The 15,189-nt window shown below is 38.1% G+C and carries 19 protein-coding genes; 8 read left to right on the forward strand and 11 right to left on the reverse strand.

Annotation, left to right across the window (positions count from 1 at the left end; genetic code table 11):
• Nucleotides 1–20: 20 nt before the first annotated feature.
• Complete coding sequence (locus B0B05_RS09240; protein ID WP_072997715.1) at nucleotides 21–311, reverse strand: HU family DNA-binding protein; 291 nt, start codon at nucleotides 309–311, stop codon at nucleotides 21–23.
• Between the two features lie 326 nt (nucleotides 312–637).
• On the opposite strand from B0B05_RS09240, the gene panD reads away from it, so the two are divergent.
• The gene (gene panD, locus B0B05_RS09245; protein ID WP_076783370.1) at nucleotides 638–988 is read left to right on the forward strand and encodes an aspartate 1-decarboxylase; all 351 of its coding nucleotides are present in this window, start codon (nucleotides 638–640) and stop codon (nucleotides 986–988) included.
• Nucleotides 989–999: 11 nt separating this feature from the next.
• Nucleotides 1,000–2,004 carry a lysylphosphatidylglycerol synthase transmembrane domain-containing protein gene (locus B0B05_RS09250; protein ID WP_076783371.1) on the forward strand — a complete coding sequence of 335 codons (1,005 nt, stop codon included), beginning with the start codon at nucleotides 1,000–1,002 and terminating at the stop codon, nucleotides 2,002–2,004.
• A 52-nt stretch (nucleotides 2,005–2,056) separates the two neighbouring features.
• Here the strand turns inward: B0B05_RS09250 and B0B05_RS09255 are convergent, their stop codons facing one another.
• Nucleotides 2,057–5,092, reverse strand: coding sequence for an SbcC/MukB-like Walker B domain-containing protein (locus B0B05_RS09255; protein WP_076783372.1), 3,036 nt, complete (start codon nucleotides 5,090–5,092; stop codon nucleotides 2,057–2,059).
• Nucleotides 5,093–5,286: 194 nt separating this feature from the next.
• Here B0B05_RS09255 and B0B05_RS09260 point away from each other — a divergent pair, with 194 nt between their 5' ends.
• From B0B05_RS09260 to B0B05_RS09275, 5 genes are all read left to right on the forward strand, one after another.
• Nucleotides 5,287–6,624 carry a dihydroorotase gene (locus B0B05_RS09260; protein WP_076783373.1) on the forward strand — a complete coding sequence of 446 codons (1,338 nt, stop codon included), beginning with the start codon at nucleotides 5,287–5,289 and terminating at the stop codon, nucleotides 6,622–6,624.
• Between the two features lie 40 nt (nucleotides 6,625–6,664).
• Nucleotides 6,665–6,826, forward strand: a complete 162-nt coding sequence (locus B0B05_RS17110) for a hypothetical protein (RefSeq protein ID WP_317044127.1) — start codon at nucleotides 6,665–6,667, stop codon at nucleotides 6,824–6,826.
• Between the two features lie 147 nt (nucleotides 6,827–6,973).
• Nucleotides 6,974–7,183, forward strand: a complete 210-nt coding sequence (locus tag B0B05_RS17115; RefSeq protein WP_317044128.1) for a VOC family protein — start codon at nucleotides 6,974–6,976, stop codon at nucleotides 7,181–7,183.
• An 80-nt stretch (nucleotides 7,184–7,263) separates the two neighbouring features.
• A complete protein-coding gene (locus B0B05_RS09270) occupies nucleotides 7,264–8,145 on the forward strand; it encodes an SDR family oxidoreductase (protein ID WP_076783374.1) in 882 nt (293 codons plus the stop codon).
• An 80-nt stretch (nucleotides 8,146–8,225) separates the two neighbouring features.
• Nucleotides 8,226–10,166 (forward strand): M1 family metallopeptidase, encoded by a 1,941-nt coding sequence (locus tag B0B05_RS09275; RefSeq protein ID WP_076783375.1) that lies wholly within the window; start codon nucleotides 8,226–8,228, stop codon nucleotides 10,164–10,166.
• 80 nt (nucleotides 10,167–10,246) lie between these two features.
• On the opposite strand, the gene B0B05_RS09280 is transcribed toward B0B05_RS09275, so the two are convergent.
• The 9 genes from B0B05_RS09280 to B0B05_RS09320 all read right to left on the reverse strand — a co-directional run bounded on the left by B0B05_RS09280 (nucleotide 10,247) and on the right by B0B05_RS09320 (nucleotide 14,830).
• Entirely contained in the window at nucleotides 10,247–10,498 is a 252-nt protein-coding gene (locus B0B05_RS09280; RefSeq protein WP_076783376.1) for a GlsB/YeaQ/YmgE family stress response membrane protein, read from the reverse strand.
• 33 nt (nucleotides 10,499–10,531) lie between these two features.
• On the reverse strand, nucleotides 10,532–11,485 hold the full coding sequence (gene ftsY, locus B0B05_RS09285) for a signal recognition particle-docking protein FtsY (RefSeq protein WP_076783377.1): 954 nt from the start codon (nucleotides 11,483–11,485) through the stop codon (nucleotides 10,532–10,534).
• A gap of 155 nt (nucleotides 11,486–11,640) precedes the next feature.
• Entirely contained in the window at nucleotides 11,641–11,796 is a 156-nt protein-coding gene (locus tag B0B05_RS09290) for a DUF4295 family protein (protein ID WP_076783378.1), read from the reverse strand.
• Between the two features lie 19 nt (nucleotides 11,797–11,815).
• On the reverse strand, nucleotides 11,816–11,998 hold the full coding sequence (gene rpmG / locus B0B05_RS09295) for a 50S ribosomal protein L33 (RefSeq protein WP_076783379.1): 183 nt from the start codon (nucleotides 11,996–11,998) through the stop codon (nucleotides 11,816–11,818).
• Entirely contained in the window at nucleotides 11,998–12,246 is a 249-nt protein-coding gene (gene rpmB / locus B0B05_RS09300; protein WP_027384734.1) for a 50S ribosomal protein L28, read from the reverse strand. Before rpmB ends, rpmG begins: the two co-directional genes overlap by 1 nt.
• 139 nt (nucleotides 12,247–12,385) lie before the next feature.
• A complete protein-coding gene (locus B0B05_RS09305) occupies nucleotides 12,386–12,736 on the reverse strand; it encodes an arsenate reductase family protein (RefSeq protein WP_076783385.1) in 351 nt (116 codons plus the stop codon).
• Nucleotides 12,737–12,795: 59 nt separating this feature from the next.
• Nucleotides 12,796–13,410 (reverse strand): deoxynucleoside kinase, encoded by a 615-nt coding sequence (locus B0B05_RS09310; RefSeq protein WP_076783380.1) that lies wholly within the window; start codon nucleotides 13,408–13,410, stop codon nucleotides 12,796–12,798.
• Between the two features lie 76 nt (nucleotides 13,411–13,486).
• Complete coding sequence (locus B0B05_RS09315) at nucleotides 13,487–14,221, reverse strand: hypothetical protein (protein WP_084173918.1); 735 nt, start codon at nucleotides 14,219–14,221, stop codon at nucleotides 13,487–13,489.
• Between the two features lie 45 nt (nucleotides 14,222–14,266).
• Entirely contained in the window at nucleotides 14,267–14,830 is a 564-nt protein-coding gene (locus B0B05_RS09320; RefSeq protein ID WP_076783381.1) for a DUF6759 domain-containing protein, read from the reverse strand.
• 97 nt (nucleotides 14,831–14,927) lie between these two features.
• Between B0B05_RS09320 and B0B05_RS09325 the strand changes: the two genes are divergently transcribed.
• Nucleotides 14,928–15,189, forward strand: a 262-nt coding sequence (locus B0B05_RS09325; protein ID WP_143745985.1) for a DUF4372 domain-containing protein, incomplete at its 3' end; no start/stop codon positions are given.

Consider the following 15,189-nt stretch of genomic DNA (forward strand, 5'->3'; position numbering starts at 1 on the left):
CTTATTTGAAATATCAAATATTATTTTTTCTTAGCACCGGCAACCGCAGTAGCCAAATCAGCACCAGCCTTGAATTTTGCAACTTTCTTAGCAGCAATTTTGATTGGTTTTTTAGTAGCAGGGTTGATACCTTGTCTAGCAGCTCTTTCAGAAACTGAGAAAGTTCCGAAACCTACTAGTGATACTTTACCTTCTTTTTTCTTAAGTGTTTCTGTTACATTAGCAACAAATGATTCCAAAGCTTTTTTAGCAGCAGCTTTTGTGATTTCTGCATCTTTTGCGATAGCATCGATTAATTCAGACTTGTTCATAATATTTTTAATTAAAGTTATGTTGTTAAAGCAAATATAAGACTATTTTCATACCGTGCAAATAATTTGAAAAAAAATAATAAAAAGTATATCATTCTTTTTGTTCTGATGAATTTTTCCTAAAATTAATTTTTACGGAAATGCAGTATTCAGCAGGTACTCAATTATCACTTTTTTCAGTATTCATCAATAAATAAGCCAATGTGGATTTTAATTCTATTAATTCATGATTTCGTAAAATTTAATATTAATTTTCGAAGCTCAGTCAATGCAGTTTTTATTGACAAATTTTCAAACTATTATTTAATTAATGTAAATTTGCAACTATGTTAATCGAAGTTTTTAAATCAAAAATTCACAGAGTCCGTGTAACAGCATCGGATCTTGATTATATTGGCAGTATTACTATAGATGAGGATCTTATAGAAGCAGCGGGGCTGATTGTTGGCGAGCGCGTTTACATCGTGAATGTAAATAACGGTGAGCGTTTTGACACATACGTTATCAAGGGAAAGAGAAAATCCGGAGAAATATGCCTAAACGGGCCAGCCGCGAGAAAAGTTCAGAAAAACGATACTGTAATTATCATTGCTTATGCACAAATGACACCGGAAGAGGCCAAAGATTTTCAGCCGAAAATAGTCTTCCCGGATGAGACTACCAATCTATTGACTTAATTCAGAAAAATATCTTGGAGGATAACAAAAGTTCAGTACTCAAAAATACAGTTACCATTTTGGTTTCTGTTTTGGTAGCCGGTGTATTCCTTTGGTTGGCGCTGAAAGGTTTAGATTTTGAAAAAATCTCAAATTCACTTAAAAAAGCAAATTATTTGTGGGTTGCAGCGGCAGCTGTTTTTGGTGTTTCTGCTTATATCTTCCGCGCGGTTCGTTGGAATCTTCTGCTGGAGCCTATGGGATACCAGGTTTCCAATGCCAATTCACTTTGGTCTATTTCTTTCGGCTATCTGATGAATCTTACAATTCCCAGGAGTGGCGAGGTAGCACGTTCCACCGCACTTTACGGTGTAGAAAAGGTGCCGGTAGATAAATCTTTTGGGACGATTATTCTGGAGAGAGTGATTGATCTGGTTTGTATGTTGTTTTTTTTGGTTCTCACACTGATTTTCAAATTTGATGCAATCTATAGTTTCTACGAGCGTTCGGGCGTGCGTTTTAATCCTGTTTTTATAATTGGCATTATTGCCGGAGGTGTTTTGGCTCTGGTTACATTTTTCAGGTTCAAGGAGCGATTCAGAAAGTTTGGCTTCATTTCAAAAATTATTGATTTTATAGACGGGATTTTTGCGGGCCTAATGTCTGTTTTCAGGCTTCGTCAAAAAGGTAAATTCATACTGCTTACCGCAGGCATCTGGATTTGCTACTTTTTTGCTTCCTACCTGGTTTGTTTTTCTTTGCCGGAAACTTCGGATTTTACTTTGGCTGATGGCTGTTTTATTTTGGTCGTCGGGACACTGGGTATGATTATTCCTGCAAGTGGCGGTATTGGAGCTTTTAATCTTGCGATGAAGTTTGGCTTCACGGCACTCTTTATTTCTATGGGAAAGGACGCCGTAGAAGGCGGAGAGCTGGGGCTGGCCTATTCTTTTATCACATTGCCTTTGCAGATTATTATCATGCTGATAATGGGACTGGTTTCTATCCCGATGCTCGCTAAGAACAGAAAGATTTAGAAAAACTCAACCCTATTCTTTTAATTTACAAAAAAATTAGATCTATTTAGAATCAATTCATAACGACTTCTATCTGGCTTCCGGTTTCTTCATTTTTTTTGATATTCAAAGAAATTGGTATTTTTTCTTTGAGTTCTTCAACATGAGAAATAATGCCGACAATGCGGTTTTCTTTTTGGAGGTTGGTTAAGGTTTCAAAAACCAGACTGACAGATTCAGGATCCTGAGTACCAAAACCTTCATCAATAAAGAAAAAGCTTTTATCAGATTTTGCCTGAGACTGCACACTTTCTGCCAGTGCAAGCGCCAGGCTGAGAGAAACCTGAAAACTCTGCCCGCCTGATAATGTCTTTACACTTCTTGTTTTCCCTTCATTAAGGTAATCAATAATTTCGAATTCGTTTTTGTCGTTAACCTGCAGGCTCAGCTGGTTTCGGGTCATCCTGTGAAAGCGGATATTAGCATTGTCACAAAGCTGTTTCAGGTAAATGGACGACACATAATTGACAAATCCGGCAGCTTTGAAAAGATTAAAAAGTATGTCAAGGTTCGCCTTTCTCAGGAGCAATTGATTCTGCTCTGTAAGCAGTTCTTTTTTGGTTTCAAAACTTTTTGCAAGCTCTGAGAACTGGCTTTCCAAAACAGCAAACTGCTTTTCTGACTTTAGGATGCTTTGTTGAGAAACCAAAAATTCTTCTTCTTTTTTTGCAAAATCAGCAGCCTGATAGTTGGCTTCTTTTAGTTGATGTCTCAGTGTCGCAATAATTTCTTTCAAGGTACTGAAAGCAATTCTAAAATTCTGTATCTCTTTTCTACGCGTGGGTATGTCAAAATCCTGAGACAAGATATGTTCGGCTTCCGCAAGATCTTTAAAGTCAGAATTCGTCAAAGCCAAATCCAGATTTTCTGTATTGTCCTTTGCAGACCTTGTTAATTCTTTAATTTGCAAAGTAATCTGATTCAGCAATGTTTCTTTAGAGGCCACTTGAGGAACTATTTCCAGTAAGTCTTTTTGGAGTTGCTGGTATTGGTTTTCCACCTTTTGATTTTTGTTGCTAAGCGCTTCGGATTCCTGATGTAGGATTTCAGCATTTTGGTCTGCAAATTCGGCAAAGTCAAGAACTTTTAAGCTTTGTTTGAGGTCTGATATCGAGGTCTCCAGGCTGATTTTTTTATGACTGAAATCAAGGATGGCTTCTTCAAAACGCTTGCTTTCTTTCTGTTGATGATCCAGCAATTTTCGGATGTCTTCCAGTTTTTTTTCTACAACAGTTATCGTTTTTTCTGATTCCAAAGCGTGATTTTTCTGGGTTTGGAAGTTACTTTCATTATTTTTATCAAAGTTGTCCCATGTGAAATTACCAATATGAATCTGAATTTTTTTCTCGATTTCCAATTTTTGGTTGGCAAGTTCATTTTTTTGCTTTTCCAACAGCTGCTTCATCTCCAGGATTTTCTCAACCTGTCGGTCTTTTTCTTTTAATAGATCTGTTTCCTGTTCATTTTTCTTGATCTCAGCATTAATATTAATGATCGATTCATAGACGTTTTCTGCCTCCAGTATAGCAGGATGTTCTGTCGATCCGCAAAGCGGGCAGGGTTTTCCGGATTCTATATTTTGGGCGAATTCGGAAAGCTTTTGCGACAATTCCAAATGGCTTTTGCGGTTTTGCAATTCAATTTTTTTCTGACTGAGGGCAAGGATTTTTTCTGCAAAATTGGCTTTCCAATTTTCCGGGAATTGCTCCAATAGGTTTTGTTGTTCTGTTATTTCTTCTGATTTTGCTTGGATTTTTTCCTGAATTTTTGCCAGTTCTGCCTGAAGGTTTTTGTTGCTCTGAAACCAATTTTCAACATCCAGCAATAGTTTTGTATCGATTTTTTTTGATTTTAGTTCAGAGATTAGTTGCGACTCAATATCCCAATTTTTCTGAATCTCGTTTTCTTTTTTCCTGGATTCATTAATGGCTATTTCACCTTTTGTAATGCGCTCCAGCAGTTTTTCTTTTTGATTGCTGTATACCAGGATTTTTGATATTTGAGATAGGTCTGAAGCTTTTTGCCTGCTGTTATCCAGATTGTTAAAATCTTTTTCCAACTCGGAAATTTGTCGTCTAATTTGACTTAAATTGTTGGATAATTTCTCAAATTCACCCTTTACAGATTCCTGATTTTTATAGTTTTGAGAGAGTTCATTAGCCAGTCGTTTTTTTTCTGTCAATAATGCTTTAAAGTGTCGCTCGGCATATTCAAAAATTTCTAGTTGTTGCTCCAGATTTTTGATTTTTTCTTCCTCCGATTGTTTAATATTCAATTCAGCTTCTTTGCTTTGCAGGAGGTCTGCATCTTCTTTCAGTTTTTTAAGTTGCTGAAACTGTTTTTCCAGCTCTTGATGCTGCCTTTTGTGAACTTCAAAATTGCTTTTGGAAGAACTTAATTCTTCTTTTTTCTGATAAATCAGCTCTTCAGAAACATCTTCAAAAGTTCCCAGCTTGCCATCCAGTTCGGCAAGTTTATATTTGTTCTCCGACATTTTTGCGGACACCTTATCCTGAAGATCATATTTTTGCAACCCAAATATTTCCTTCATCATCCTTGTTCGTTCTGTGGCGCCCAATTCCAGAAATTCTTTGAACTGGCCTTGCGGAATGATGATGGTTCTCTTGAAGTTGTCGTAACTCAGTCCCAACAATTTTTCAGCATTGGTATGCTCCAACGGAATCCATTGCTCGTTTTTTTCTTCATAAAATACCGAGTTGGCTAATTTGACGTCCTCAAAACGTTTGGTATTTCGCCTGAACTCCCGGCATACACGAAATTTCCTATTCTCAAAATTCTGAAACTCAAACTCGATATAAGACCTGTTACTTCGCAGATTCATCATATTGTAAGCCCTGCTGTCTTTGCTGTTCATCCGTTCGGTTTCTGCATAAAGCGCAAAAGTGATAGCTTCCAGTATTGACGATTTTCCGGATCCTACTGCCCCAAAAATACCGAACAGGCCGGCTTCCGTCAGTTCAGAAAAGTCGATGGTCTGTCTCGTTTGATATGAGTATAAACCTTCTATGGTCAGTGATATTGGGAGCATATTACGGTGGATATTAGGAATGCTAATTTAGTGTATTCAGTCAATAATTATTCGTTTTTAAGCGGAAATTATAATAGTTGTTTCCACAAATCGCTTATGATTTCTGATCCTATTGATGTCATTAAAACTTGAAGAATCATTAATAATAGTTTAAATTTGTTAGATCAATTTTGACAACCTAACATCCAGTAAAAATGAAAGTTCTAATAAAAAATGCACAAATTGTTAACGAAGGGAAAATTTTTAAAAGTGATCTTTTAATAGAAAATGATCTGATTAAAACGATTGCTGATAGTATTTCTGGGGATAATGTTGACGAGATTATTGATGCTCAGGGAAAATACCTATTACCCGGAGTTATTGATGATCAGGTCCATTTTCGTGAGCCCGGATTGACTTGGAAAGGTGATATAGAAACGGAATCTAAAGCAGCCATTGCTGGCGGAATCACCAGTTTTATTGATCAGCCTAACACTGTGCCGAATGCCGTTACTCAGGACTTGCTTCAGGATAAATATAATTTGGCTTCTCAAAAAGCCTATGCTAATTACGGTTTTATGATGGGCGGAACCAATGATAATTTAGAAGAAGTCCTGAAAACCAATCCGAGAAATGTACCCGGAATCAAATTGTTCCTAGGTTCGTCAACAGGAAATATGTTGGTTGACAATCCGGAAACATTAGAAAACATTTTCAGCAATACCAAAATGCTGATCGCCGTGCATTGCGAAGATGAGGCAACTATCCGTGCGAATACCGAAAAATACAAAGCAAAATATGGTGATGATATTCCTGTCAAATTTCATTATTTGATAAGAAGCGAAGAGGCGTGTTACAAATCTTCATCAAAAGCTATCGAACTGGCCAAAAAAACTGGGGCAAGACTACACGTCTTCCATTTGTCCACGGCTAAAGAAACGGAGCTTTTCCGAAATGATATTCCGTTAAAAGATAAAAAAATCACCGCGGAAGTCTGTGTGCATCACTTGACTTTTACCAACGAAGATTACGAAACAAAAGGAAACCTGATCAAATGGAACCCTGCCGTAAAAACTCAAAAAGATAAAGACGGACTTTGGGAAGCTTTGCTGGATGACAGAATCGATGTGATTGCAACCGACCACGCACCGCACACTTGGGAAGAAAAACAGAATGTTTACACCCATTGCCCATCAGGAGCGCCTTTGGTTCAGCATTCTTTGGTTGTGATGTTAGAAAATTTTAAAAACGGAAAAATTACATTAGAAAAGATCGTCGAAAAAATGGCTCACAATCCTGCGATTCTTTTCAGAGTGGAAAAAAGAGGTTTTATCAGAGAAGGTTACAAAGCCGATTTGGTTTTGGTGGATATAAATAAAAACTGGACTGTTGAGAAAGAAAACATTTTTTACAAATGTGGCTGGAGTCCGCTTGAAGGAACCGAATTTGGTTCCAAAGTCACCCACACATTTGTCAATGGAAATCTGGTTTATGAGAACGGTAATTTTGCTGAAGGTCGTTTTGGAGAGCGTTTGCTTTACAATGTTGATTAGTGAAAAAATCTAATCACGCGATTGAAATAAAAATCTGCTTATGAAAAAAATAATACTTGCTTTGGTTATCGGTTGTGCGTTCCTTTCGGGCTATGCATTCAGATCTTTAAATGATAATCAAACAAGTCAAAATATGAAAAGAGTTACAGGAATTGGCGGGATCTTCTTCAAATGTAAAGACCCGAAAAAAATGAATGAATGATACAGCAATCATCCTGGCCTCAAAACCAATGAATATGGATCTGTCTTTGAATGGTACCAAGGTGCCGACCAGTCCAAAAAAGGTTTTTCGCAATGGAGCCCTTTTAAAGAAGATACCAAATATTTTCAGCCTTCGGAAAAAGACTTTATGATCAATTATCGTGTTGAAAACCTTGATGCTTTGGTTCAGGAATTACAAAAAGAAGGGGTAACCATTCTGGATAAAGTTGAGTCTTATGATTATGGCAAATTTGTCCACATTCTGGATCCCGAAGGTAACAAAATCGAACTTTGGGAACCAAACGATGTAGAATATGAAAAACTTGGCAATAGTATGGGCGCTGAGACGACCAAATAAAAACTATTTACCTCATTCTATTATTGGCAGAAAAAGAAATTTGATTTCTGATTTTAATTAAATTTACCCAAATCAAAAAAATGAGTTTATATACACAACCGATGTTGCGCGAAGGCGCACTCAAAGATAAAGTAGCCATCGTAACCGGCGGCGGAAGTGGTCTCGGAAAAGCGATGACCAAATACTTTCTGGAGTTAGATGCCAAAGTCGTGATTACCTCCAGGAATCTGGGAAAATTACAGGGGACGGCAAAAGAATTGGAAGAAGCGACCGGTGGAAAAGTCCTTTGTGTGGCTTGTGATGTCCGAAATTGGGAAGAAGTGGAGGCCATGAAAGAAGCCACAATAAAAGAGTTTGGCAGGATTGATATTCTTCTGAATAACGCTGCGGGTAATTTCATTTCACCAACGGAGCGATTGACTCATTCGGCTTTCGATTCTATTTTGGATATCGTCCTGAAAGGAACTAAAAACTGTACATTGTCTGTTGGGAAATATTGGATTGACAACCAAATCCCCGGGACGGTTCTTAATATCGTAACCACTTATGCCTGGACAGGTTCAGCCTATGTTGTTCCTTCTGCTTGTGCCAAAGCAGGCGTTTTGGCCATGACCAGAAGTCTAGCTGTAGAATGGGCAAAATATGGTATCCGTTTCAATGCGATTGCGCCGGGACCGTTTCCTACAAAAGGAGCTTGGGACAGGTTGTTGCCGGGAGATCTTCAGGAAAAATTTGATATGAAAAAGAAAGTGCCTCTCAGAAGAGTAGGAGAGCATCAGGAACTCGCGAATCTTGCCGCTTATCTGGTTTCCGATTATTCAGCCTATATGAATGGGGAAGTGGTAACGATTGACGGTGGAGAGTGGTTGCAGGGTGCAGGTGAATTTAATATGCTGAACCAGATTCCCACAGAACTTTGGGATCAGCTGGAAGCAATGATCAAAGCAAAAAAATCGAACTGATTTAATTAAAAAAATCTCAAATTTGTAACAAGTTTGAGATTTTTTTTACTTATCAATTTATTCCAAAAATCCTTTACACTATGAATTTAACATTTCCTACAAAAATTTCCCTTTTTGCGGCCTTGGCTTTTACAGGCTTTGTGTTTGCGCAGGATGTACCAAAACCAGCTGCTCCCAAATACAATTATACAGAAGCTTTCAAACCGTTTTTCTATCCTCAGACCGGGACAGAAACACGCTCTGCCAGTGGGCAGCCTGGGCACAAATATTGGCAAAACTCCGCCGATTATCAATTGAATGTGAGCCTTGATGAGACTAAAAATGAAATCACCGGCTCTGCAGACATTACCTATACCAATAACAGCCCGGATCAGCTTGGTTTCCTTTGGTTGCAATTGGATCAAAATCTATTTGCAAAAGACTCCAGAGGCAACGCTGTAGTTCCTTTGTCAGGAAGTAGAAACGGTGCGCACGGAGAAACTTTTGATGGTGGATACAAAATAAAATCTGTAAAATATGATGGTAAAGATGTCAAATATACCATTACAGATACCAGAATGCAGATTGATTTGCCAAAGGCACTAAAAGCCAATGGTGGTGTTGCAAAACTTAAAATCGAATATTCTTTCCTTTCTCCAAAATACGGTTCGGACAGAATGGGCGTAGAAGAAACCAAAAACGGGAAAATCTTCACAATTGCACAATGGTATCCTAGGATGTATGTTTATGATGATATCATGGGCTGGAACACGCTGCCTTATCTGGGTGCGTCAGAATTTTATCTGGAATATGGAACGCTTTCTGCGAATATCACCGTCCCTGCCAACCACTATGTTGTGGCTTCGGGAGAACTGCTGAATGAGAGAGAAGTGTATTCCAAGGACGAAATCAACCGCTGGAATGAGGCGAAAAACAGCGAAAAAGCTGTAATGATACACCCCGAATCTGAAATAGGAAAAAATACAAAATCAGGCACAAAAACCTGGAAATTCAAAATAGAAAAAGCGAGGGATTTTGCCTGGGCATCGTCGGCAGCTTTCATCATTGATGCAGCGAGAATCAATCTCCCAAGCGGTAAAAAATCTTTGGCAATATCTGCATATCCCGTAGAGAGTGCCGGTGACAAAGCATGGGGAAGATCTACAGAATACACAAAAGCAGCCATCGAACATTATTCTCAAAAATGGTTCGAGTATCCTTATCCGGCTGCAACCAATGTTGCCGGCAATGAAGGCGGAATGGAGTATCCGGGCATTGTCTTTTGTCATATGAACTCGAAAGGTGAAGCGCTTTGGGGCGTTACAGATCATGAATTTGGGCATACTTGGTTTCCGATGATCGTGGGTTCTAACGAGAGATTATTTGCGTGGATGGATGAAGGTTTTAACACTTTTATCAATGGTCTTTCTACAGAAGCTTTCAACAAAGGTGAGTATTACCGTAAGCAGGATATTGGAAAAATGGGACCGTTCGTCCTTAATGACAATTTTGAGCAGGTAATGGTAGGGCCTGATAATATGAAGGAAAGAAGCATTGGAGTTTTAGCTTATTTCAAACCGGGGATGGGCTTGGACATCCTGAGAGAATCAGTTTTGGGACCAGAAAGGTTTGATAAAGCTTTTAGAACGTATGTTGACAGATGGGCTTTTAAACATCCAACACCATGGGATTTTTTCCATACTATGGAAAATGTTTCCGGAGAAGAGCTCAATTGGTTTTGGAGAGGCTGGTTTATTAACAAATGGAAAGTTGACCAGGCTGTGAAATCCGTAAAACCTATGACCAGCGGTACACAAATTACTGTTGAAAATATTGGGCAATTGCCAATGCCAACGACTGTTCTGGTAACTTTTAAAGACGGGACTTCTCAAACTGTAAAATTACCGGTTGAGGTTTGGAAACGTAATACTGAATGGACTTTCCAGGTAGATTCTGCCAAAGAAGTTACACAGGTTAAGCTGGACCCCGCATCCAGGATCCCTGACATTAATGTCAAGAATAATATTTGGCCTGCAAATTAGGATTTGGCCAGAAAAAATTAATCCCTGATTTAATACTAAATCAGGGATTTTTTTATAGAGTAAAGTGCTATTAAAGTTAATTAATTTTTGGTAACCAGCCTGTATAGGAATAACAAAAGTACGGATCCACCAATTGCTACCAGAAAACTGGAGAAATTGAAACCAGTTACGTCTACACCAAAAATCATAGAACCTAACCAGCCTCCGAGCATGGCGCCTAAAATTCCAATAATAATTGTGACAATCCATCCGCCGGGATCATTGCCCGGATGAATAGCTTTTGCGATTGCTCCGGCAATAAGACCGAAAATAATCCAAGTTAAAATACCCATAGTTTAAATTTTTTAATGTTAATATTAGATTTGTTATCTCTTCTTGAAGAAAGAGTTTACAAATTCCATACCATTAAAAATCTGCAAATCCTGGATTTTTTCGCCCACACCTATATATTTTACAGGAATCTGGAATTGGTCAGAAATACCTATTACCACGCCACCTTTGGCAGTACCATCCAATTTCGTTACGGCCAACGCCGTTACCTCTGTAGCAGCAGTAAACTGCTTAGCCTGCTCAAAAGCGTTTTGTCCCGTAGAACCGTCAAGAACCAATAACACCTCGTGTGGAGCATCAGGTATTACTTTTTGCATGACTCTTTTTATTTTGGACAGTTCGTTCATTAAGTTGACTTTGTTATGCAAACGCCCTGCGGTATCGATAATTACGACATCTGCATCCTGCGCAACGGCGGATTGCACGGTGTCAAAAGCCACCGAAGCAGGGTCTGACCCCATACCCTGTTTTACAATAGGAACGCCCACACGCTCACTCCATATTACCAACTGATCCACAGCGGCAGCACGAAATGTATCAGCTGCGCCCAAAACGACCTTTAAACCTTGCGATTTGAACTGATGGGCCAGTTTTCCGATTGTTGTTGTCTTACCAACGCCATTCACTCCAACTACCATAATCACATAAGGTTTTTTGCTGGTGTCGATATTGTCGGTATCCAGATGAGGGTTTTCCAGCAGCAGGGCAGAGATCTCTTCCCGCAGGATATTATCCAGTTCCGCCACATTCACATATTTGTCTTTGGCGACACGGTCTTCTATCCTTTTGATAATTTTGATAGTTGTTTCTGCGCCGACATCGGATGCGATAAGAACCTCTTCCAGATCATCCAGAACTTCGTCATCTACAGTGTTTTTGCCCACGACTGCCCTGGAAATTTTATCAAAAAACCCCTGGCTGGATTTTTCCAATCCTTTATCTAAGGTTTCTTTATCCTCTTTTTTGAATATTTTTTTGAACCAACTCATTACTAAGTATAATTGATTAATGATAATTGATAAATGGTTTTTTAGCTAAGCTATTAATTTCAAGTTTTTAAAATTCTTTAATTTGCTAAAAAACAAATATAACAAAAAAACTACCCTTTATAAGAGTAGTTTTTATATTGTTATCGGCTGGTGAATTATTTTTTCAAATAACTTTCAACTTCGTCAGCGTTCATTACTTTTTCATCAAAAACGTAAGCGTCTGATTTAGAAGACTTCACCATTTTGATTACTTTTGTCATTTTTTTTGAACCAGCACCACCCTGAAGCGTTGCTACAACTTTTTTTGCCATTGTAAAATATTTTTATAAATTACTTAATTTCTTTATGAAGAGTATATTTCTTAAGAACCGGATTGAATTTTTTAAGCTCCAATCTCTCAGTTGTGTTCTTTTTGTTTTTTGTAGTAATGTATCTTGACATTCCTGCTACTCCGCTTTCTTTGTGCTCTGTGCACTCTAGAATTACCTGAACTCTGTTACCTTTTTTAGCCATTACTTAGTAGTGTTTTTAATAAATCCGTTTCTAGCAGCTCTTTCAAGTGCTTCCTCAATTCCGATCTTATTGATAACTCTAAGTCCGTGAGCAGAAACTTTAAGAGTTACTGATTTTTCTTGTTCAGGAAGATAAAATTTCTTCTCTAGCAAGTTAATTTCAAAACGTCTTTTCGTTTTGTTGTTAGCGTGAGAAACATTGTTTCCTACCATTGCACGCTTACCTGTTATTTGGCAAATTCTTGACATATCTCGATGTTCTTTTGACTAATGAATATTTGAGAGTGCAAAATAAAGCATTATTTTTTATATAGACAAATAAATGTAAAAATAATTATTAGAAATAGGGATGATTTTCAAGCTTTTTACCGTTGATAAAGGGCTTTTGTCAGTTCTCTATAAAAAACTTGACATTCTCCAGCGGATTCCCCGGCATGGCAATTTTCCCCTTTATAAGTATAGGGCATTGTATCACCTCGGGGTTAAGCGCAATCACTTCCAGGGCTTTTTCTTCGCTCACAGACTCCTCTTCAGAAAAATATTTTTTATACAATTCGGCAGATTTCCTTAAGACTTTGCTGGGCTTCTTATTCAGTTTTTTGAATAATGTCCGGAGCTCAAAAAGACTCAGCGGGTTTTTTGCAATATCAATGATCTGAAACTTGATGTCGTTCTCATCCAGATATTCAAGAATAGCCTTGGAATTGGGGCAGCTGTTGTTGTGGATTACTTTTATCATGACGCTTGTTTTAATCGGACTGTTATATTTACTCATTTGCAAATTATCAGCCGGAAAACTTAAAACAAACCGTTCAGCTCTGCATCGATCCTTTCTAAAATGTAACCGAAATCTTCTGGTTTTTCTACAAAATCAAGGTTATCTACATCTATAATGAGAAGTTTGCCTTCTTTGTAGTTTTCGATCCAGTTCTGGTATTTGTTGTTGAGTTTTGACAGATAATCTATACTGATGCCAGCCTCATATTCCCGGCCTCTTTTTGAGATTTGCCTCACAAGTGTAGGGACGTCTGCTCTTAAGTAAATCAGCAAATCCGGTGCCGAAACAAAATCTTTCATCAGCCGGAAAACGGATAAATAATTGTTAAAATCGCGCTCGGAAAGCAGGTTCATCTCTGCCAGATTTTCTGCAAAAATATGAGCATCTTCGTAGATAGTCCTGTCCTGGATTACATTCTTGCCGCTCTCACGGATTTCTTTTACCTGACGGAAACGGCTGCCCAAAAAGTAGATCTGCAGTGCAAAGCTCCACTTAGACATGTCGCCATAAAAATCATCCAAATAAGGGTTGTGATCTACATCTTCAAACTGGGCTTCCCAATCGTAATGTTTTGATAACATGGTTGTAAGGGTGGTTTTTCCGGCGCCTATGTTTCCTGTAACAGCAATATGCATTTTTTCTATAATTGATGATGATAAATGATAATTGATGACAAGAAATTGCAATAATTTATCAATTACCGACTATCAATTATTTTAGGTTGTAAAGATATACTTTGTCTCCAATGAGTGCCAAAAATCCGGAACTGTTTTTATCCACAATTTTTGCGTCCGGATTTTCAAAGATTTTCAAGAGGTTTTGACCATCAAAATTACGAATACTGCTACCTGTAAAAATCAGCAAATCATCATTGTGCCTTCTTAACTTCCTGGCATTGTCAACAGCTGTTGAATAGAGTAGTTTTGCTGAGGTATTATACACTTCAAAACTGTTTTCCCTGAGGATGAAAATCCTGTTATTGTAAACCACAAAGTCCTTAAGCGATGTAAGACTGATATTGAAGGGGAAAGAATTGATAACAGCATTGGTACGGAAATTATACTGGATGAGCGTTTTGCTGCTGTCGTCAAGCAGCCAGGCAAACTGCAGGTCTTCTGCATAAGCTGCCGTTACAAACCCAAAATTAGGGCTGAGGTTTATTTTCTGTATTTCGTTGAGATTTTGATCCAGAAATTTGATTTCCTGAGCATTTTCTGAGAACAGAACAATATTCAGCGGATTACTTACGCTCTGGATTTTATATGGAAAAGTCATCATTAGCCTCCCTGTTTGTTTTCCCAAAGAATCGTATTTAGTAAGGCTCAGGTCTTTTTTGCTGTAGATGTAAATGTTACCATAATCGTCGCCCAATATTTCCTGAGCATCTTTTGCCTGCAGTAGGCTGATAACAACCTGTTTTTGAGAAAATATCAAAATACCGGACATTAATAATATTAAAGATAAAGTTCTCAAGAGTAATAGGATCAGGTTTTACTTGCCACCGCTAAGTGTTATAATAACATCTTTTGTAAAGGATTTGTTTTGATAGTACACCGCATCACAGATAGATGTGGATACATTGTAATTCCCTTTGTCCAGCATGATATAATTTTGTCCGTTGGAAGGGACGGTAAGATTGTAGAATTTTTTACCACTGATTTTGATCAGCAGATTGCACCCTGATTTGTTAACAAACTGGATGATCGCTTCGCTTTTATTGGGATTATTATTGAAGAGGCTGGTAAGCATTGCAGCCGTATTCTTCGCCTGCTCAGATGGTTGGCCTTTTGCTGCGGTGGTACCTACTTTGGATGTTTTTTCAATTTTATTTTCTGTCATTGTTGTGATGCTTGGCTTAGCTACTTGAGGATTGCCGGCATATTTTAGAGAAAGTGCACGCTGTTGCAGTTCGGGAACGGCAGGGTGCTTAGGATTGTCCCGGATAAATTTTTCCACAACAGCGCGGTCGGTGCTTCTTTTGGCTTCGAAAACACTGATTTGTGAAAAAATACTGACAGATAAAAGGAAAAATGAAAGTAAAAGTATCTTCTTCATTATATATTATCACTACTAACCGACAAAAAAAATATAAGGAGCCATCTGTTCAGGTAGCTCCTTTTTTCATATTTTAGTTTTACTACACACTAAAAATATGAGCCATAAAAATACAGAAAAGAATTTAGTCGGTCAGCCAATTTTCAAACAAATATTGCAATTTATCCCCCGCAACAAGTTTGATTTATTGGTTAACAAGCATCAATCAGACCGATATTATAAAACATTTGATTCGTGGACGCATTTGATGACGATGCTTTTCGGCATATTCAGCCGATGCGATTCTATGGGTGAAATATGCGATGGGATGCAAGGTTTGGCAGGAAAACTCAATTATTTGGGAATGGAAAAATCTCCCG

The organism is Epilithonimonas bovis DSM 19482 (genome assembly GCF_900108115.1).
GTDB classification, from domain to species: Bacteria; Bacteroidota; Bacteroidia; order Flavobacteriales; family Weeksellaceae; genus Epilithonimonas; species Epilithonimonas bovis.